This is a genomic window from Sphingomonas sp. LaA6.9 (genome assembly GCF_022601895.1).
In the GTDB taxonomy this organism is placed as follows: Bacteria; Pseudomonadota; Alphaproteobacteria; order Sphingomonadales; family Sphingomonadaceae; genus Sphingobium_A.
This window is the reverse complement of record NZ_JAKVIO010000006.1, coordinates 81,573-100,494: the sequence shown is the minus strand read 5'-3', so window position 1 is coordinate 100,494 and position 18,922 is coordinate 81,573. Positions and strand designations below refer to the sequence as shown.

The 18,922-nt window shown below is 65.0% G+C and carries 16 protein-coding genes; 11 read left to right on the top strand and 5 right to left on the bottom strand.

Annotation, left to right across the window (positions count from 1 at the left end):
• The 5 genes from MKI88_RS05040 to MKI88_RS05020 form a co-directional block, all read right to left on the bottom strand.
• On the bottom strand, positions 1-1,005 hold the full coding sequence (locus tag MKI88_RS05040) for a nucleotidyltransferase family protein (RefSeq protein ID WP_241629865.1): 1,005 nt from the start codon (positions 1,003-1,005) through the stop codon (positions 1-3).
• Positions 1,002-1,868 (bottom strand): HprK-related kinase A, encoded by an 867-nt coding sequence (locus MKI88_RS05035; RefSeq protein WP_241629864.1) that lies wholly within the window; start codon positions 1,866-1,868, stop codon positions 1,002-1,004. Before MKI88_RS05035 ends, MKI88_RS05040 begins: the two co-directional genes overlap by 4 nt.
• The gene (locus MKI88_RS05030; RefSeq protein ID WP_241629863.1) at positions 1,865-2,143 is read right to left on the bottom strand and encodes an HPr-rel-A system PqqD family peptide chaperone; all 279 of its coding nucleotides are present in this window, start codon (positions 2,141-2,143) and stop codon (positions 1,865-1,867) included. The genes MKI88_RS05035 and MKI88_RS05030 overlap by 4 nt, the downstream gene beginning before the upstream one ends.
• Positions 2,144-2,152: 9 nt before the next feature.
• Positions 2,153-2,557 carry a hypothetical protein gene (locus MKI88_RS05025; protein WP_241629862.1) on the bottom strand — a complete coding sequence of 135 codons (405 nt, stop codon included), beginning with the start codon at positions 2,555-2,557 and terminating at the stop codon, positions 2,153-2,155.
• A gap of 93 nt (positions 2,558-2,650) precedes the next feature.
• The gene (locus MKI88_RS05020) at positions 2,651-4,246 is read right to left on the bottom strand and encodes an oleate hydratase (RefSeq protein ID WP_241629861.1); all 1,596 of its coding nucleotides are present in this window, start codon (positions 4,244-4,246) and stop codon (positions 2,651-2,653) included.
• A gap of 171 nt (positions 4,247-4,417) precedes the next feature.
• Between MKI88_RS05020 and MKI88_RS05015 the strand changes: the two genes are divergently transcribed.
• The 11 genes from MKI88_RS05015 to rpoB all read left to right on the top strand — a co-directional run bounded on the left by MKI88_RS05015 (position 4,418) and on the right by rpoB (position 18,895).
• Positions 4,418-5,647, top strand: coding sequence for an ATP-binding protein (locus MKI88_RS05015; RefSeq protein ID WP_241629860.1), 1,230 nt, complete (start codon positions 4,418-4,420; stop codon positions 5,645-5,647).
• A gap of 82 nt (positions 5,648-5,729) precedes the next feature.
• On the top strand, positions 5,730-6,776 hold the full coding sequence (locus MKI88_RS05010) for a substrate-binding domain-containing protein (RefSeq protein ID WP_241629859.1): 1,047 nt from the start codon (positions 5,730-5,732) through the stop codon (positions 6,774-6,776).
• A gap of 89 nt (positions 6,777-6,865) precedes the next feature.
• Positions 6,866-8,242: a phosphate ABC transporter permease subunit PstC gene (gene pstC / locus MKI88_RS05005; protein WP_241629858.1), complete on the top strand. Its 1,377-nt coding sequence runs from the start codon at positions 6,866-6,868 to the stop codon at positions 8,240-8,242.
• Between the two features lie 4 nt (positions 8,243-8,246).
• Positions 8,247-9,530 (top strand): phosphate ABC transporter permease PstA, encoded by a 1,284-nt coding sequence (gene pstA / locus MKI88_RS05000; RefSeq protein WP_241629857.1) that lies wholly within the window; start codon positions 8,247-8,249, stop codon positions 9,528-9,530.
• Positions 9,530-10,303 (top strand): phosphate ABC transporter ATP-binding protein PstB, encoded by a 774-nt coding sequence (gene pstB, locus MKI88_RS04995; RefSeq protein WP_241629856.1) that lies wholly within the window; start codon positions 9,530-9,532, stop codon positions 10,301-10,303. The genes pstA and pstB overlap by 1 nt, the downstream gene beginning before the upstream one ends.
• Before the next feature lie 14 nt (positions 10,304-10,317).
• Positions 10,318-11,025 (top strand): phosphate signaling complex protein PhoU, encoded by a 708-nt coding sequence (gene phoU / locus MKI88_RS04990; RefSeq protein ID WP_241629855.1) that lies wholly within the window; start codon positions 10,318-10,320, stop codon positions 11,023-11,025.
• Positions 11,026-11,029: 4 nt separating this feature from the next.
• Positions 11,030-11,728, top strand: coding sequence for a phosphate regulon transcriptional regulator PhoB (gene phoB / locus MKI88_RS04985; RefSeq protein ID WP_119764444.1), 699 nt, complete (start codon positions 11,030-11,032; stop codon positions 11,726-11,728).
• 159 nt (positions 11,729-11,887) lie between these two features.
• Positions 11,888-12,232, top strand: a complete 345-nt coding sequence (locus MKI88_RS04980; protein ID WP_241629854.1) for a hypothetical protein — start codon at positions 11,888-11,890, stop codon at positions 12,230-12,232.
• 156 nt (positions 12,233-12,388) lie between these two features.
• Positions 12,389-13,288 carry an SDR family NAD(P)-dependent oxidoreductase gene (locus MKI88_RS04975; RefSeq protein ID WP_241629853.1) on the top strand — a complete coding sequence of 300 codons (900 nt, stop codon included), beginning with the start codon at positions 12,389-12,391 and terminating at the stop codon, positions 13,286-13,288.
• A gap of 82 nt (positions 13,289-13,370) precedes the next feature.
• Positions 13,371-14,417 carry a hypothetical protein gene (locus MKI88_RS04970; RefSeq protein WP_241629852.1) on the top strand — a complete coding sequence of 349 codons (1,047 nt, stop codon included), beginning with the start codon at positions 13,371-13,373 and terminating at the stop codon, positions 14,415-14,417.
• 329 nt (positions 14,418-14,746) lie between these two features.
• Entirely contained in the window at positions 14,747-18,895 is a 4,149-nt protein-coding gene (gene rpoB / locus MKI88_RS04965; RefSeq protein WP_241629851.1) for a DNA-directed RNA polymerase subunit beta, read from the top strand.
• Positions 18,896-18,922 lie beyond the last annotated feature (27 nt).

Here is an 18,922-nt window from a genome sequence, read left to right as displayed (position 1 = left end):
TCAGCGCCGGGACTTGATCCACAAATGCCGGGCCAGCATGAGCGGCGGCATGCGTCGCCAGTGCGATCTGACGTAGAACGCGAAACGCAGCGCCTTGCGCGTCTCGCGCCCCCATCCGTCGCGCGCGGTGAGGCGCCGGGCATAGAATGCGTCGAGCGCATGGCTTTTTGGCGCGATGGGCATCGGCGAACCGAAGAGCCGTTCGGCAAGGCGCATGGCGCGCTCGAACTCCCTTGTGATGCCATGACGCGTCGCGCGGTGCGGCAGCGCTTCCCAGACCGAAGCATCGTCGCGATACTCGCGCAAGAGCCGGTCGATGTCCCACAGATTCCTCAGCCCGCCGGAAAGATCGCCGTCGGCGAAGAGATGGATCACGGCGTGGCAGATCATGTCGGGCGGCGAGAGCGCGCGAAGCCCGCTCCCGAGCGGAACGCTGTCCGCGATCAGTGCTCCGACGTCGGGCGTGATCCTCGCGGTCGGTGGCAATATGGTGTGATGGACATCGATCATGCGGTCGCGTTCGCGGTGAATAAGCGGCGGCAGCTCGTGCATCCAGCGCCGGTAATAGGCGTCGTCATAGGCATCGGGCTTCACCCATTCCCACCCCGTTTCCAGCAGCGCATGCTCGACCTCGTCCAGCCGGTCGCGCGGCACCAGAATGTCGAGATCGCCGATCGCACGCCCCCGCCCCGCATCAAGCCCGGCGGCAACGAAGGCGGTGCCCTTGAGCAGAATGACCGGACAGCCGAGCGGCTCCAGCGCGCGGCGCGCCGCCTCCGCCTCCCACAGCGCAGCACGACGCCAATGCTCGGCGGACAAGCGCGCATCTGCCAATATGCGCGCCGCCGCGTCGGGCATCGGAATTCCCTTCAGTCGATGCGCCAGCGTGCCGATCATCTGTTCGGCGCGCGCGACCGCGATCAGCCCGGTCCAGCCCTGTGCATCCAGCTGGCATGCCGACATCGGATCGCGCAGCGCACGTACGAGTGACATCGCATCCATCATCGGACCAGCTCGGCCCAGAGCATTTCCACCAGCCCAAGCGCAGTCGCAGCGTCGGGATAGTCGATGGCGCGCGCGGGAACGCGGCGCACCAGCGTCGACAGGGCATCGAATCCGGCCTCGCCCAGCGCCACATAATTGGTCGAAGCCTGGGTCAGCCGGACGAAGACCTCGCTTGCGCCCATCGTCCGGTCGGCGGCGTCAAAGCCGAAGCGGGGAAACAGGATCAGCGCAGGCTTCGCAGGCACCGCCATTTCGGCCACCGCACGGCCATTGGGACGCAGATGACGGATATCACCCTTTGGGGTTCCCGTAAGGCGCGGTCCGAAGCGATCGTCGGCGGCTTCCTTTTCCATCGCCGCGATCGCGCCATTTTTGAGGCTCACGAGGCGCGGAAACGCATGGATCAATCCCGTCACGGGATCGAGGAGCGCAAACTCGTCGCCCATGAAGCGCCATCCGCGCTCGCCGAGCAAGGCCGCCAGCGTCGACTTGCCCGCCCCCGAATGCCCCGTCATCAGCAACGCGCGCCCATCGCGCTCGACCGCGGATGCATGCAGCAGCAGGTAACGGCGCTGCCCCAGCGCGATTTGCAGGTTCATGCCCATTTCGGCGGCGAGCAGGCCATGCGCCAGCGAAAGCGGCGCGGCGTCGGGAAGCATGAAGTCGCCGCTTATCGCGATCGACGGACGCACCCAGCGCCGCCAGGGGCGTTCGGGCTCGAGCCGTACCGTGAAATCGGCAATCCCGTCTTCGGGCGCGGGATAGCCGGCGTACAGCGTGGCGAGCCGGGCGATGGGCTGCGGCCAGGCCGAGCCGACACGAAATCCCACCGGGCCGATGCGAACATCAAATTGATGCTTCATGCCCGCACGACCAGTCCGACGGCCTCCAGTTCAGCCAACCGCGCCGCCACGACCGGTTCGGCCTCGCGCGGGTCTATGTCGTGCGTCGCCGCCAGCCGCCGGGCGACCTCCGCGGCATCGGCCTGCCCTCGTTCAAGCGCGGCAAGGATTTGCGGCACAGGCTCGGCCACGACATGCGTGATGCCCGACGCGCGATGATAGATCAGGTCGAGCGTGTCGAGCGAAACGCGACACAGATGCCTGGCCGGCTCGGCGCGATATACGGGGCCGGGCATGGCAAGATGTCAGCCCCGCGGGTTCTGCAGCGAGGCATAGCAGGTAAAGCCGCTCATCCCGTGCTGAAGCCGGCGGATATAGTTGGTATAGGCCTGGCTCTGTTCCATGGTGGTGCCCGGAAGCGAGCGCCCGTCGAGCGCCGCCTTCACCTCTTCGCCCGTGAACGGCCGCGGCGCCGGCGCGAAGGCGCCGGGCGTATCGCGCGGGACGAGACTGCCGTCGGCCGCGATGTGATGCCCTGCGCGCCCGGCTTCGGGAACGGGAATGTCGCAGTTGAGCACCGATCCGGTCGCCTGCGCGAGCGCCGGGCGGATCGAGACGACCGCCGATGCCGCGACGGCGCCAAGCATCAGCGTCTGGCGACGCGTCGCTATGCCTGGACCTTCGTCCTGTTGCCTGTCGATCTTGCTCATATCACGCCCTTTTCGCCCGATCCCGCTTACATATTCGTAAACCTTGGGCGAAGCGACGCGATTAACTATCTATCCGCCTGACGAGGCAGCCTCCTATCGTCGCAGGAAGAGCGTTTGCAGCGCATTCCAGGCGACGCCGGGCTCCAGACCCGTATGCCGGACCGGCGGAAGGTCGTCGGGGCGGTAGAGCGTGTAGACCGCGTGCATGGCGCCCTGGACCGAGTATTCGACGGTGAAGACGACATCGACGGGCATCTCCGTGAACTGTCCCAGGAACGCGAAGTTGCGCGCCCCTTCGGGCACCACCAACGGCCTGTCGCCCAGCGCGCGGCAGCTGAACAGCGAGGACGCATAGGGGAGCATCGCGGTGGTGACGTCGGTGTTCGCGCGGATCTCGTCGAGCGCAGCCTCGAAGCCCAGATGGTGTACCAGCTCGCTCAGTATCTCATGCCCGGTGCATTGCGACATCGGCTTTTTGACGAAATCCCCGGGCATGTCGATGTGGAGCCCGTACCCCCAGAGCGTGAAGGTATCCGGCGGCATATCGAGAAAGTGCGGCTGACAGGGCACCACAATCGACAGCAGCCACGCAGAATCGACGAAGGACATCAGGGCGCCGGTGCCGGGCTCATTGCCCGAGAATGCGACGATACGCCGCAACAATGCATCGCCATGCATGGTGAGCGTGAAGGACTCCCACTTGTTCTCCTCGATATTGCCGAAGTATACCGAGGGACGTCCGAAATCGCCGGACTTCATCGCCAGCGTCTCCCAGAGCCGCCAGGAACCGCCACGTCGATCGCGGACGAGATCGGGCACGCTGTCATTGCCGGCGTAACACGCGTCCGCGGTGATTGACCCGATAGTGATGAACGCGGTGTCCTGGTCGTCCAGTTCGATTGCCGCCGGTCCCGCTGCGGTTTCGATATGCAGGCGCGTGATGCGTCGATATGCAGGCTCGATCTGGGTCAGGTCGATATCGACCACGCGCGCGCCGAAGCGCACATCGACGCCCTGCGCCTCCAGCCAGCGCTGAATCGGGCGCACCATCGAATCATACTGGTTGTACCGCGTCCGCCTTACGCCCGAGAGCGTGTTCAGATGCGAGAATTCCCGGGCAAAGCGCAGGAAATAGCGCCGCAGTTCCACCGCGCTGTGCCAGTTCTGGAAAGCAAAGGTGGTTCGCCACATCTGCCAGAAGTTGGATGCCAGGAAATGCGCCGAGAAAATCTCGTCGATCCGGCGCGTGCCGAGCAGTTGCTCGGGCGTGGTCATCAGCCGCATCATCGCGACACGGTCCTGAAGGTCAAAGCCGAACGCGCGCGCGTTGACGATATTCGGTCCGCGCGCCACCAGCCGCGCGCGCGATTCGGTCTTCACCTGCTCGTTGAATGAAAGGATCTCTTCGCGAACGCTAAGCGCCGGATCGTCGAGCGAGGGTATCGTTTCGAGCAGGTTCCACAGCGTGTCATACGCTTCTTCCTCGAACATGCGGCCGCCACGCGTGACATATCCGCGCTGCGCAGGAGACATTGCGCCGTCGAGCGCGCCCCCCGCGATCGTGCTTTCCTCCAGGACATGCACATGCGGTCCGGGCACGCCTGCGTCGCGAATGAGGAAGACCGCCGCAGCCAGCGACGAAATGCCGCCGCCGACGAGCCATGCGTGCGATTGCTGCGGATCGATCATAGGCGCGCGCCCTCGTTCCGATCTGTCGGCGGGACATTAACTTCAGCAGGTTGCGTGGCGCAAGGCGGTAAGAATTCCGTGGTTGGTGCGAATGCACCGCACAGCGTCGAGCGCTGCGCAAAGCGGCATTTGTGTCATTACATTGTCACGAAATCGGCTATGAGGCGCGGCATGAGGCCCCTTGATTCCGCGTGGACCGTTGCCGCCATCGTCATCGTCGGCATCGCCGCGATGGTGGGGATCGCGCTCGGCACCGGTCTCGAGGCGATACTCGTCTTCCTTCTCGGGGGGGTCGGCGCGGTGCTGCTGGCGATCTACCCGCTTTCCAACATCCGCGAGGCGACACCGGCCGCGATCCATTCCGACGAATATGCTGCCGATACGACCGCCGCGGTGCTCGAGGCGCTGACCGATCCGGTGCTGCTGGTGCGCGAAGGGCGCGTGCTCAACGCCAACGGCGCCGCGATCGCGCTGCTGGGCAAGCATATCACGGGCGAGGACATTCGTACCGCGATCCGCCACCCGGCCGCGGCCGAGCATCTGGCGCGCAGCTTTCGCGGCAACTCCGACCGGGGGATCGAACTGGTCGGGCTTGGGACCCGCGAGCAACGCTGGCTGATGCATGTCGCCGAGCTCGGCGACGGCCGCCGGCTGGTCCATCTTGTCGACCGCAGCCTGGCGCACGCCGCCGAACGGATGCGCGTCGATTTCGTCGCCAATGCGAGCCACGAACTGCGCACGCCGCTCGCCGCGATCCTGGGCTTCATCGAGACGCTCGGCGATCCCGAGGCCGGCGGCGACGAGGGAACGCGCAATCGCTTCCTGAACGTGATGATGAAGGAAGCACGGCGCATGCAGACGCTCGTCGACGACCTCATCTCGCTTTCAAGGATCGAATCCGAAAAGCACCGCGCGCCCGACGATGCGGTCGACCTCGCGACGCTGGTCGGCGACGTCAATCGCGTGGTCAAGGATAGCCCCGATGGCAGGGACCGCGATCTGATGATCGTGATCGACAAGGGCGTACCGCCGGTCGCGGGTGACCGCGCGCAGCTCTCGCAGCTCCTCCACAATATCGTCGGCAACGCGATCAAATATGGCCGCGGGGGCACGCCGATCCGGATCACCATGTCGCGCAACGGCGATTCGATGGTGCGGCTGTCGGTGGAGGACGAGGGCGAAGGCATCGCCTCCGAGCATCTGCCGCGACTCACCGAGCGATTCTATCGCGTCGATTCGGGTCGGAGCCGCGCGATGGGCGGCACCGGCCTCGGCCTGTCGATCGTCAAGCACATCGTCGAACGCCACCGTGGACGCCTTGATATTGCGAGCATCCAGGGCAAGGGCACGACCGTCACGGTCAATCTGCCGGCCGCGCCGGGTGCACTGTCATCAAACTGACACACAACTGCAACAAAAGCCCAAAGACACACTGCTAGGGGCGGCACCGAGCCGCGCCATCCATGCGGCAGGGGAGATCCAGATGTTGAAGAATTTCGTTTTCGTCGCCGTTTCGGCGCTCGCGCTTGCTGCCTGCGGCGATGAGGCCGGAACCGGTGCCTCGGGCGCGCGCGACCAGATCAAGGTGGTCGGCTCCTCGACGCTCTATCCGTTCACGACCGCGGTTGCCGAACAGTTCGTCACCAAGAACCCGCGCTTCAAGGCCGCGGTGGTCGAATCGACGGGCACGGGCGCGGGCATGAAGCTGTTTTGCGCGGGCGTGGGCGCCAACCACCCCGATATCGAGAACGCCTCGCGTCGCATGAAGAAGTCGGAGTTCGAGGACTGCGCGACGAACGGCGTCAAGGACATCGTCGAGATCCAGGTCGGCATCGACGGGCTCGCGCTGATCGAGGCCAAGAACGGCCCCAAGATGGCGCTGACCACCGAGGACATCTACAAGGCGCTGGCCGCCAATCCCTATGGCAAGCCCAACACCGCCAAGACCTGGAAGGACGTCAACGCCGCGCTTCCCGCGGTCGCGATCCAGGTTTACGGCCCGCCCTCGACCTCGGGCACGCGTGACTCGCTCGCCGAGTTGATCCTCGAAAAGGGTTGCGACGCGAACGCCGAGATGAAGGCGCTCAAGACCAGCGACGCCGACAAGCACAAGGATCTCTGCACCAAGGTCCGCGAGGACGGCGCCTATATCGAATCGGGCGAGAACGACAATCTGATCGTTCAGAAGCTGGCGGCCAATCCCAATGCGATCGGCGTGCTCGGCTACAGCTTCCTCGAGGAAAATCTGGCAAGCGTGAACGGCGTGAAAATCAACAACGTGGCGCCGACCTATGAGACGATCGCGGATTTCTCCTATCCCGGCGCGCGCGCTCTCTACATCTATGTGAAGGGTGCGCATCTGAACGCCATTCCCGGCCTCAAGGAATTTCTCGGCGAATATGCGTCCGCCTGGAACCCTGACGGCTACCTCGCCAAGCGCGGCCTCATCGCCTCGCCCGACGCGGTACGCGCCGCCAATGCCGAGGTCGCGACCAAGCTGACCTACATGAACGGCAGCGACCTGAAATAACCCTGTAACCCGGCCGGGCGAGGAGGCGCTGGACCTCCCGCCCGGCCCGTCAATTCGGCGCGACACTCACGAAAGGCGCAAGACCAACGGTGTCCACACTTGCACTCCTGTTTCTCGTGCTTGGCCTCGGGCTTATCGCCTGGGTCACCGCGCGGATGCGCGCAACGCGCTTCGCCGGTACGGGGGGCAGCCGTCCCCATTCGCTTCCCGCCTATCATGGCTGGTATGTCGGCCTGTGGACCGCGCTGCCCGCACTGATCTTCCTTGCCGTCTGGGGCGCGGTATCGCCCGGGCTCATCACCCAGTCGGTGCTTGCATCGCCCGCCGCCGCGGACCTGCCCGCGTTCGGCATGGACCGCGCCGCAATCCTGTCCGAAGCGCGCGCGCTCGGCACGGGCGCGATCGAGACCGCCTTCAACCCGCAGGCAACCGCGCTCGCCCCCGCCTATGCCGAGGCGACCACCAAATATGGCGTCATCGGGACCGTGCTTGCGATGATCCTTGCCTTTGCGGGCGGCGCCTATGCCTTTACGCGGATCAAGCCGGATTTCCGGGCACGCACGCGTGTCGAGCGGCTGGTGATGGTCACGCTGCTCGTCGCGTCGCTCGTCGCGATCCTGACGACCGTCGGTATCGTCGCCTCGCTGCTGTTTGAATCGGTGCGCTTCTTCTCGATGGTGTCACCCGCCGAGTTCCTGTTCGGCACCAAATGGAGCCCGCCCGCATCCAACCTGCCCGCGTCGTCGGGGTCGTTCGGCGCGATCCCGCTCTTCTGGGGCACGATCTTCATCGGCGCGATCATCGCGATGATCGTCGCGATCCCGCTCGGCCTGATGAGCGCAATCTACCTGACGCAATATGCCAGGCCCAGGACGCGGAGCTGGATGAAGCCGATCCTCGAGATTCTCGCGGGTGTACCGACCGTGGTCTATGGCTATTTCGCGGCACTCACGGTCGCTCCCGCGCTGCGCAATTTCGCGGCCTCGATCGGGATCAGCGGCGCATCGTCGGAATCCGCGCTCGCCGCCGGCATCGTCATGGGCGTGATGATCATTCCCTTCGTCTCCTCGATGGCGGACGATTCGATCGCCGCGGTGCCGCAATCTATGCGCGACGGTTCGCTGGCGATGGGCGCGACCCCTTCGGAAACGATCCGCAAGGTCTTGCTTCCGGCGGCACTTCCCGGCGTCGTCGGCGGCGTGCTACTCGCAGTGAGCCGCGCGATCGGCGAGACGATGATCGTGGTGATGGCGGCGGGGCTCGCCGCCAACATGACCGCCAATCCCTTTGCCTCGGTGACCACCGTCACCACACAGATCGTGCAGTTGCTGACGGGCGACCAGGAATTCGACAGCGCCAAGACGCTGGCCGCTTTCGCGCTCGGGCTCGTGCTGTTCATCGTCACGCTGCTGCTCAACATCGTCGCGCTCCGCGTCGTGAAGAAATATCGGGAAGCATATGAGTAAGGCCATGACCGTCGAGGCCCCCCTCCCCGTCACCCGGGCTGCGCGCAAGCCGACCGACTGGAAGACCGACGCGATGCAGCGCCGCATCGCCCGGCGCTACGCCGCCGAACGCCGCTTCAAGCTGTTGGGGATGGGCGCGGTGCTGATCTCGGTCGCGTTCCTCGTCTTCCTGCTTGTCACCATGCTCGGAAACGGCGCACGCGGCTTTACCCAGACCGAGATCGGGCTGCCCGTGGATTTCCCCCGCGCCGCGATGATCCTCGATCCAGCCGCGCTCAAGGGACCGCAGGCGGGGATGGCGCTGGCCAGCGCCGATATCGAGGGCGCAACCGCGGCCGCGGCCGTCGCGGCTTTCGGACCGGACGGCGCCGACTATCTGTCGGACGGCGCCTGGCTGAAGGTTCGCGACGCGGTCCGCGATGATCCCTCCGTCCTGTCGCGCTCGGTCGAGATCGAGGTTCCAGCCTCGACCGCGATCGACCTCGCCGCCAAGGGCAAGGGCGAGCCCGAAGCCGAAGCCATCTATCAGCGGCTGAATGCCGAAGGACGCGTCAGCACGAGCTTCAACACCAGCTTCCTGAGTTCCGCGGATTCGACCGATCCGACGCGCGTGGGCATCTGGGGGGCGCTCAAGGGTTCGCTGCTGACGATGTTCGTCACGCTTCTGCTCGCCTTCCCGGTCGGCGTGCTCGCCGCGGTGTACCTGGAAGAATATGCCCCGCGCAATCGCTGGACCGACCTCATCGAAGTGTCGATCAACAACCTCGCGGCGGTACCCTCGATCATCTTCGGCCTGCTCGGGCTCGCGGTGTTCCTCAACTTCATGCACCTGCCGCGCTCTGCCGCGCTGGTAGGGGGCATGACGCTCGCGCTGATGACGATGCCCGTCATCGTCATCGCGGGGCGCAACGCGATCAAGTCGGTGCCGCCCTCGATCCGCGACGCCGCGCTCGGTATCGGGGCGAGTCCTGTGCAGGTGGTGTTCCACCATGTCCTGCCGCTCGCGCTGCCAGGCATCCTCACGGGCACGATCATCGGCATGGCGCGCGCGCTCGGCGAAACCGCGCCGCTGCTGATGATCGGCATGCGCGCCTTCATCGCGACGCCCCCGGGCGGCATCGCCGACCCCGCCACCGTGCTGCCCGTCCAGATCTTCCTCTGGTCGGACGAAGTGAGCCGCGGCTTCGTCGAGAAGACATCCGCCGCCATCATTGTGCTGCTCGTCTTCCTGCTCACGATGAACGGGCTCGCCATCTATCTCCGCAACAGGTTCGAACGTCGCTGGTAATGGAAAAAATGACCGAAAAATCAAAAATGACCGCACGCGGCGTCAGCGTCTATTATGGCGACAAGCGCGCGATCGACAACGTCTCGATCGACGTCGACATGGAGAATGTCACCGCCTTCATCGGCCCGTCGGGCTGTGGCAAGTCGACCTTCCTGCGCACGCTCAACCGCATGAACGACACCGTGGCCTCGGCACGGGTCGAAGGCGACATCAGGCTCGACGGCGAGGACATTTATTCGTCTTCGATGGACGTGGTGCAACTGCGCGCGCGCGTCGGCATGGTGTTCCAGAAACCCAACCCCTTCCCCAAGTCGATCTACGAGAATGTCGGCTATGGTCCGCGCATCCACGGACTTGCGGCAAGCAAGGCCGATATGGACGCGATCGTCGAGCAGGCGCTGCGCAAGGCGGGGCTCTGGGACGAGGTGAAGGATCGCCTGTCCGACAGCGGCACCGCGCTTTCGGGCGGTCAGCAGCAGCGCCTGTGCATCGCGCGCGCCATTGCGGTCGATCCCGAGGTGATCCTGATGGATGAGCCCTGCTCGGCGCTCGATCCCATCGCGACCGCCAAAATTGAAGAACTGATCCACGAACTGCGCGGGCGCTATGCGATCGTGATTGTCACGCACAACATGCAGCAGGCCGCGCGCGTCTCGCAGCGCACCGCATTTTTCCACCTCGGCAACCTGGTGGAATATGGCGAAACGTCGGAGATCTTCACCAATCCGCGTCAGGAGCGGACCAAGGACTACATCACGGGCCGGTACGGCTGAGGAAAGACAGAGATATGGGAACTGGCACCGAACATACCGTCAAGGCGTTTGACGAAGACATCGGCGAACTGCGCGGGCTCATCTCCGAAATGGGCGGCCGCGCCGAAAGCGCAATCATCGGTGCGATGGACGCGCTCATCAAGCGCGACAACGAAGCCGCCAGGCAGATCGTCGCCGACGACCGCAAGATCGACGAACTCGAAAGCGCCATCGAAAAGGCCGCGGTCCGCATCATCGCGCTGCGCGCGCCGATGGCGGACGATCTTCGCGAGGTGGTCGCCGCGATCAAGATCGCGGGCGTGATCGAGCGCATCGGCGACTATGCCAAGAATGTCGCGAAGCGCGTTCCGCTGATCGAGACCAAGCGCAAGATCGAGCCGCTGTCGCTCATGCCCGCAATGGCCCGCACCGCGACCGAAATGGTCCATGACGTGCTCGACGCCTTTGCCGCGCGCGATGCGCAAAAGGCTGCCGCCGTGGTCGAAAGGGACCAGGTGGTCGACGATTTCTACAACAGCATCTTCCGGACGCTGGTCACCTTCATGATGGAAAATCCCCAGACCATCGGCGAGGCGGCGCATCTGCTCTTCATTGCCAAGAACCTCGAACGCGTCGGCGATCATGCCACCAATGTAGCGGAGATGGTCTATTATGCAGCCACAGGCGAATATCTCGCGGACCGCGAACGCGGCGAGGACCCTACCGCACCGCAGGGAGTCTAAGTCCATGGCGCGTGCCGACATGCTGCTGGTCGAGGACGACGCGGCGCTTGCCGAACTCCTCATCTACAATTTCCAGCGCGAGGACTTCTCGGTCCGTCACACGCCAGACGGCGAAGAGGCGCTCCTGCTCGCGCAGGAATCGACGCCCGATATCGTGCTGCTCGACTGGATGGTCGAAAGCCTTTCCGGAATCGAGGTCTGCCGGCGTCTGCGCCGCGCGCCCGAAACCGCGAACGTGCCGATCATCATGCTCACCGCGCGCGGTGAGGAGGAAGACCGCGTGCGCGGTCTCGAGACGGGCGCCGACGATTATGTCACGAAGCCCTTCTCCCCGCGCGAACTGGTCGCGCGCGTCGGCGCCGTGCTCCGGCGCGTCCGGCCTGCACTTGCGGGCGAGACGCTGAGCTATGCGGACATCGAGATGGACACCGTGGGCCACAAGGTGAAGCGCGGCGGCGACGTCGTCCCGCTGGGTCCGACCGAATTCCGCCTGCTCAAGCACTTCCTCGAGCATCCGGGCTGGGTGTTCTCGCGCGAGCGCCTGCTCGACAGCGTCTGGGGCCGCGACAGCGAGATCGAGCCGCGCACCGTCGACGTCCATATCCGCCGTCTGCGCAAGGCGATCAATCAGGGCGACCGCGCCGACATCATCCGCACCGTCCGTTCGGCGGGCTACGCACTGGATACCGACGCCACTGCCTGATCCGCCCCTGCTTTAAGGCGGCTGGGCGCACCCGCCCGGCCGTCTCGGGCCAAAAATGGATCGGTCTCGTTCTTTCCTCGTTCTGAATCGGTGTGCGCACGACCCGTTCGCGGGTCTGAACCACAAAGCGGCCGTCCCGGCCGCCAGAAGGAGGTTGCGATGAAGAAACTCATGCTCGCGGCGGCCCTCATGATGGGCAGTGCCGCCTTGGCCCAGGAAGCACCCCCGGCCGAACCGATGCCGCCGCCCGAGGCGACGCAGACACCACCGCCAGACGCGACGCAGATGCCGCCCGAGGCGACCCAGATGCCTGCGCCGGCGCCGGAATCTCAGATGCCTGCGGCAGACCCGATGGCCGCTGCGCCTCCCGCCGGAGAGACCAAGCAGGTCGGCCCCACGCCTTCGGTCGAGCAGAAATATCCGCCGCCCGAGCCCAAGGCTGAATATCCGTGGTGCTCCAGGACCGTTACCGACGGCTGCAAGCAGCGCCGCAGCCCTAAATAGTTCCGGCAGCCGCTGACCGGCCTCTCCGTTTGGGCGCGTCATCGCGTCGACCCCTGCAGGGAGACCGGTTGCGGCATCCGATGAGTGATTGCGCCCTTGTCTTTTGGTGCGGCGGCTTTTAGCTGACGTTCACGTAAACGACAGGAGAATGCCGCAATGACCATCGACTTCAGGGATCGCGTCGCCATCGTGACCGGCGCAGGCGGCGGGCTTGGCCGCGCCTATGCGCTAGAACTGGCGAAGCGCGGTGCGAAGGTGGTGGTCAACGACCTTGGCGGCTCGCGCGACGGCACCGGCCATTCGGACGCCGCGCTGAAGGTTGTCGAGGAGATCGAGGCCGCGGGCGGGACCGCCATGTCCAACGGCGGCAGCGTCACCGAATATGCACAGATGGTCGAGATGGTCGCCAAAGCCAAGGAAGCCTGGGGCGGCGTTCACATCCTGATCAACAATGCGGGCGTGCTGCGCGACAAGAGCTTCGCCAAGATGGAGCCCGAGGATTTCGACTTCGTCGTCAAGGTCCACCTGCTTGGCTCGGCCAATTGCACCAAGGCGGTGTGGGACACGATGCGCGACCAGAATTACGGCCGCATCCTGATGACCGCGTCGTCCACCGGGCTTTACGGCAATTTCGGCCAGGCCAATTACGGTGCCGCAAAGCTCGGTCTCGCGGGACTCACCAAGACGCTCTACCTCGAGGGCGCGAAGTACAACATCAAGGTCAACACGCTGGCCCCCGTCGCGGGCACGCGGATGACCGAGGACATTCTTCCCGAAGCCGCTTTCGCCGCCTTCGCACCCGAGAATGTCGCTCCCGCGGCGCTCTATCTCGTGTCCGAGGACGCTCCCACCAACGCGATCGTGGGTGCGGGCGCAGGCGTTTTCCAGGCGGCCTATGTCACGCTGACCCAGGGCGCTTTCCTGCCCCAGGACCAGCGCACGCCCGAGGGGATCGCCGCGGCCTGGGCGCAGATCACCGATCGTACGGGCGAGATCGTGCCCCAGTCGGGCATGGAGCAATCGGCCATCATCCTGAACAAGCTGCAGGGCGGCTGAAGCCCGGCTTGCCCGGCACAATTACCGTATTGCTGTATTAACACACTAATGCTACGATCCTTCGCACAGGAGGATCATGCCGATGTACAGCGAATCCGATCTTGAAAGCGCGGTTGCGGCAGGGGCGATAACGCCCGCCGCGGCCGCCGCCTTTCGCAACCATATTGCGTCCAGCCGCTCGACCGCGCTGGTCGATGAGGAGAGCTTTCGCCTCCTCACCGGCTTCAACGACATTTTCGTCGCGATCGCGATCGCGCTGCTGCTGACCGCGCTGGCGTGGATCGGCGGCGACGTGTCTCCCGGCCTCGGCGGCGCGCTCGTCGCGGGCGCGAGCTGGATGCTCGCCGAATATTTCACGATGAAGCGCCGCATGGCGCTGCCCAGCATCCTTTTGCTGCTGAGCTTCACGGGCGGCGTGGCCGCAACGATGGTCGGCACGATGGTCGATCTCGACCCGCAGCTCTCCGACCGTGTCAACGCGCTGATCCTGGCGGGCTTCGGCGTCGTGACGGCGATCGCGACATGGGCGCATTGGCGGCGTTTCCACGTGCCGATCACGGTGGCAGCGGGCGCGGTCTCGCTTGTCGGGGTGGCGGTTGCGCTTATTCTCGCCGCAGTTCCCATGGTTGGTGGCCAGATCGCCTGGTTCGTCCTTGCAGGCGGCATCGCTATCTTTGCGACCGCGATGTGGTGGGACATGTCGGACCGCCCCCGTCAGACGCGCCGTTCCGATGTCGCCTTCTGGCTTCACCTCGCCGCCGCGCCCATGATCGCGCACCCCATCTTCCACCAACTGGGCGTGCTCGACGGCTATGTGGGGACCGCACAGGCGGCGATCGTCATCGCGCTCTATGTCTTCTTTGCCGGCGTCTCGCTCGCGGTCGACCGGCGCGCGCTGCTCGTCTCGTCGCTCGCCTATGTGCTCTATGCGATGAGCGCGCTGTTCGAACGCTTCGGCGCTGTCAGTCTGGGCGTCGCCTTCACCGCGCTTATCATCGGATCGGCACTGCTGATGCTCTCGGCCTTCTGGCACCCCGTCCGCCGCATGGTGGTGGGCACCCTGCCCGATGGCTGGCGCGACCGGTTGCCCATATCGGACCGTCCGGCCGCTCTCGCCCGACCCGCCTGAGACATACCGGACCCAGACTGGCCGCGCGCTCTTCCCAGAGGCGCGCGGCCTTTTTTTTCGCCCGTCCGGGTCGGCGTCCACGAAAGCCCGAAAAAGGCCCCGGCGATCCATATTTCCAACACGCCCCTTTGACACCCCGGACCCCCGCGCCTATATCCACCCCATCACCACAGCCGTTCGGGAAATGATGTGCCGTCGCGCAGCGCATCGGACGAATTGGGCGGTTGCGGTTCCATATGACGCTGAAAGCCGCGGTTTTCCGAGAGGAAGGCGTGCGGCTTCTCGGCGTTTTTGCGCGCCTATGTTCTTGAATACGAGGCGAAATTTACATGGCGACCAAGGCAGCACCGGCGACCGTCAAGAAGCGCATCCGGAAGGTCTTCGGCAATATCCACGAAGTGGTGCAGATGCCGAACCTGATCGAGGTTCAGCGCGAATCATACGAACAGTTCCTTCGCTCGGATCCCAAGACGGGTTACGTCTCGGGTCTTGAGAAAACACTGCGCTCGGTGTTCCCGATCCGCGATTTCGCGGGCACTGCCGAACTCGACTTCGTGCATTACGAGCTCGAGGATCCCAAGTTCGACGTGGAAGAGTGCCGCCAGCGCGGCATCACCTACGCCGCCCCGATGCGCGTCACGCTGCGCCTGATCGTGTTCGAAGTGGACGCCGATACCGAAACCCGTTCGGTCCTCGATATCAAGGAGCAGGACGTCTACATGGGCGACATGCCCCTGATGACGGGCAACGGCACCTTCTTCATCAACGGCACCGAGCGCGTCATCGTTTCGCAGATGCACCGTTCGCCGGGTGTGCTGTTCGACCATGACCGCGGCAAGACCCACGCCTCGGGCAAATATCTCTTCGCCGCGCGCGTCATCCCCTATCGCGGTTCGTGGCTCGACTTCGAGTTCGACGCCAAGGACATCGTCAACGTCCGTATCGACCGCAAGCGCAAGCTGCCCGTCACGGCGCTGCTCTTCGCGCTTGGTCTCAACAGCGAAGAAATCCTCGGCCATTTCTACAACAAGGTCACGTTCGTGCGTGGCGAGGGCGGCTGGGTCATCCCCTTCAACGCCGAGCAATGGCGTGGCCAGAAGCCCGCGTTCGACGTCGTCGACGCCAAGACGGGCGAAGTGATCTTCCCCGCCGGCCAGAAGATTTCGCCGCGCGCCGCCAACAAGGTGGCCAAGGACGGCCTCGAGCAGCTGCTGATCCCGACCGAGGAAATCTTCGGCCGTTACAGCGCCTATGATCTGATCAACGAAGCCACCGGCGAGATCTATATCGAGGCCGGCGACGAGGTTTCCCCCGAAAATCTCGAAAAGCTCGACAAGGCCGGCATCGAGAAGCTCGAGCTGCTCGACATCGATCACGTCAACACCGGTCCGTGGATCCGCAACACCCTCAAGGCCGACAAGGCCGAGGACCGCGACCACGCGCTTTCGGACATCTACCGCGTCATGCGCCCCGGCGAGCCGCCGACGCGCGAAACCGCAGAAGCGCTGTTCGCGGGCCTGTTCTTCGATCCCGAGCGCTATGACCTGTCGGCCGTCGGCCGCGTGAAGCTCAACATGCGCCTCGACCTCGACGCCGAGGACACCGTCACGACGCTGCGCACCGAGGACATCCTCGCGGTGGTCAAGACCCTCGTCGACCTGAAGGACGGCAAGGGTGAGATCGACGACATCGACAATCTCGGCAACCGCCGCGTGCGTTCAGTGGGCGAGCTGCTCGAGAACCAGTACCGGATCGGTCTGCTCCGCATGGAGCGCGCCGTTAAGGAGCGCATGAGCTCGGTCGACGTGTCGACCGTGATGCCCAACGACCTGATCAACGCCAAGCCCGCGGTTGCCGCGGTGCGCGAGTTCTTCGGTTCGTCGCAGCTCTCGCAGTTCATGGACCAGACCAACCCGCTCTCCGAAGTGACGCACAAGCGTCGCGTCTCGGCGCTCGGGCCGGGCGGTCTCACCCGCGAGCGCGCGGGCTTCGAGGTCCGCGACGTCCACCCGACGCACTATGGCCGTATCTGCCCGATCGAAACGCCCGAAGGCCCGAACATCGGTCTGATCAACTCGCTGGCGTCGTTCAGCCGCGTCAACAAGTACGGCTTCATCGAGACGCCGTACCGCAAGGTCGTCGACGGCAAGGTGACGAAGGACGTCGTCTATCTCTCCGCGATGGAAGAGGCCAAGCACACGATCGCGCAGGCCAACGCCGAGCTCAATGCCGATGGCAGCTTCGCCGAGGACCTGATCTCCGCGCGTGAAGCGGGCGAGTTCCTGATGGCGCCGCGCGACCATATCACGCTCATGGACGTGTCGCCGAAGCAGCTCGTTTCGGTCGCGGCCTCGCTGATCCCGTTCCTTGAGAACGACGACGCGAACCGCGCACTCATGGGCTCGAACATGCAGCGTCAGGCCGTGCCGCTCGTGAAGGCGGAAGCGCCCTTCGTCGGCACCGGCATGGAAGAAACCGTGGCGCGCGATTCGGGCGCAGCGATCGGCGCACGCCGTTCGGGCATCGTCGACCAGGTCGACGCGACGCGTATCGTCATCCGCGCAACGGGCGAAGTCGAGGCCGGCAAGTCGGGCGTCGACATCTACACGCTGATGAAGTTCCAGCGTTCGAACCAGAACACCTGCATCAACCAGCGTCCGCTGGTGAAGGTGGGCGACGTGGTCAACGAAGGCGACATTATCGCCGACGGCCCGTCGACCGAGCTGGGCGAACTCGCGCTGGGCCGCAACAGCCTCGTCGCGTTCATGCCCTGGAACGGCTACAACTATGAGGACTCGATCCTCATTTCCGAACGCATCGTGAAGGATGACGTCTTCACCTCGATCCACATCGAGGAGTTCGAGGTCATGGCCCGCGACACCAAGCTCGGGCCCGAGGACATCACGCGCGACATCCCCAATGTCGGCGAGGAAGCGCTCCGCAACCTCGACGAGGCGGGCATCGTCTATATCGGCGCCGAAGTGGAGCCGGGCGACATCCTCTGCGGCAAGATCACCCCCAAGGGTGAATCGCCGATGACGCCGGAAGAAAAGCTCCTCCGCGCGATCTTCGGTGAAAAGGCCTCGGACGTGCGCGACACCTCGCTCCGCCTGCCCCCGGGCGTTGCGGGCACCGTCGTCGAAGTGCGCGTGTTCAATCGCCACGGCATCGACAAGGACGAGCGCGCGATGGCGATCGAGCGCGAGGAGATCGAGCGTCTGCGCAAGGATGCCGATGACGAACGCGGCATTCTGAACCGCGCTTCGTGGTCGCGCCTCCGCGACATGCTCGTGGGCCAGGTCGCAACCGCGGCGCCCAAGGGCATCAAGAAGGGCAGCGAGATCACCGGCGAGCTGCTCGAAGAGGTCGAGCGTCACGAATGGTGGAAGTTCGCGGTCCAGGACGACAAGGTCCAGGCCGACCTCGAAGCCGTCAAGGCGCAGTATGATGAGGCCGTGAAGCTCATCAACGAGAAGTTCGAGGACCGTCGCGAGAAGCTGGAGCGCGGCGACGAGCTGCCCCCGGGCGTGCTCAAGATGGTCAAGGTCTTCGTCGCGGTGAAGCGCAAGCTGCAGCCGGGCGACAAGATGGCCGGCCGTCACGGCAACAAGGGCGTCATCTCGCGCATCCTGCCCGTGGAGGACATGCCTTTCCTCGAGGACGGCACCCCCGTCGACCTCGTGCTCAACCCGCTGGGCGTGCCTTCGCGCATGAACGTCGGGCAGATCTTCGAAACGCATCTGGGCTGGGCCGCACGCGGTCTTGGTCGCCAGATCACCGAGGCTCTGGAAGCGTGGCGCGAAGCCAATCCCAACCCCGAGGCAGGCCCCGCGCCCGCAGCGGTCGTGGAGCGGCTGAAGGCGGTCTATGGCGAACAGTATCACGCCGAGATCGACGCACGGTCGACCGACCAGATCGTCGAGATGGCTGGCCTGCTCAAGAACGGCGTGCCGATGGCGACGCCGGTGTTCGACGGTGCCCGCGAGGCGGACGTGGCGAACATGCTCGAGCTGGCGGGTCTCGACACCTCGGGTCAGGTCGAGTTGTTCGACGGTCGCACCGGCGACGCGTTCGACCGCAAGGTGACCGTGGGCTACATCTACATGCTGAAGCTCCACCACCTCGTCGACGACAAGATCCACGCGCGCTCGATCGGCCCCTACTCGCTCGTCACCCAGCAGCCGCTGGGCGGCAAGGCGCAGTTCGGCGGCCAGCGCTTCGGTGAGATGGAGGTCTGGGCACTGCAGGCCTATGGCGCGGCATACACGCTCCAGGAAATGCTCACGGTGAAGTCCGACGACGTCGTCGGCCGCACCAAGGTCTACGAGGCGATCGTCAAGGGCGACGACACCTTCGAGGCCGGCATCCCCGAGAGCTTCAACGTGCTCGTCAAGGAAATGCGTTCGCTCGGCCTCAACGTCGAACTGTCCGCAATCGAGGACCAGAGCGACAGCGACATCGCCGAAGCCGCGGAGTGACGATCAAGGAGCCCTGCGGTGATCCCG

Bases quoted from the DNA above. Each gene is read 5' to 3' on its own strand.
- MKI88_RS04970 (WP_241629852.1), top strand. From the start codon at position 13,371: ATGTACAGCGAATCCGATCTTGAAAGCGCGGTTGCGGCAGGGGCGATA.
- phoB (WP_119764444.1), top strand. From the start codon at position 11,030: ATGGCGCGTGCCGACATGCTGCTGGTCGAGGACGACGCGGCGCTTGCC.
- MKI88_RS05030 (WP_241629863.1), bottom strand. From the start codon at position 2,143: ATGCCCGGCCCCGTATATCGCGCCGAGCCGGCCAGGCATCTGTGTCGC.
- MKI88_RS05020 (WP_241629861.1), bottom strand. From the start codon at position 4,246: ATGATCGATCCGCAGCAATCGCACGCATGGCTCGTCGGCGGCGGCATT.
- MKI88_RS04980 (WP_241629854.1), top strand. From the start codon at position 11,888: ATGAAGAAACTCATGCTCGCGGCGGCCCTCATGATGGGCAGTGCCGCC.
- MKI88_RS05025 (WP_241629862.1), bottom strand. From the start codon at position 2,557: ATGAGCAAGATCGACAGGCAACAGGACGAAGGTCCAGGCATAGCGACG.
- rpoB (WP_241629851.1), top strand. From the start codon at position 14,747: ATGGCGACCAAGGCAGCACCGGCGACCGTCAAGAAGCGCATCCGGAAG.
- MKI88_RS05035 (WP_241629864.1), bottom strand. From the start codon at position 1,868: ATGAAGCATCAATTTGATGTTCGCATCGGCCCGGTGGGATTTCGTGTC.
- phoU (WP_241629855.1), top strand. From the start codon at position 10,318: ATGGGAACTGGCACCGAACATACCGTCAAGGCGTTTGACGAAGACATC.
- MKI88_RS05040 (WP_241629865.1), bottom strand. From the start codon at position 1,005: ATGATGGATGCGATGTCACTCGTACGTGCGCTGCGCGATCCGATGTCG.
- pstA (WP_241629857.1), top strand. From the start codon at position 8,247: ATGACCGTCGAGGCCCCCCTCCCCGTCACCCGGGCTGCGCGCAAGCCG.
- pstB (WP_241629856.1), top strand. From the start codon at position 9,530: ATGGAAAAAATGACCGAAAAATCAAAAATGACCGCACGCGGCGTCAGC.
- MKI88_RS05010 (WP_241629859.1), top strand. From the start codon at position 5,730: ATGTTGAAGAATTTCGTTTTCGTCGCCGTTTCGGCGCTCGCGCTTGCT.
- MKI88_RS04975 (WP_241629853.1), top strand. From the start codon at position 12,389: ATGACCATCGACTTCAGGGATCGCGTCGCCATCGTGACCGGCGCAGGC.
- MKI88_RS05015 (WP_241629860.1), top strand. From the start codon at position 4,418: ATGAGGCCCCTTGATTCCGCGTGGACCGTTGCCGCCATCGTCATCGTC.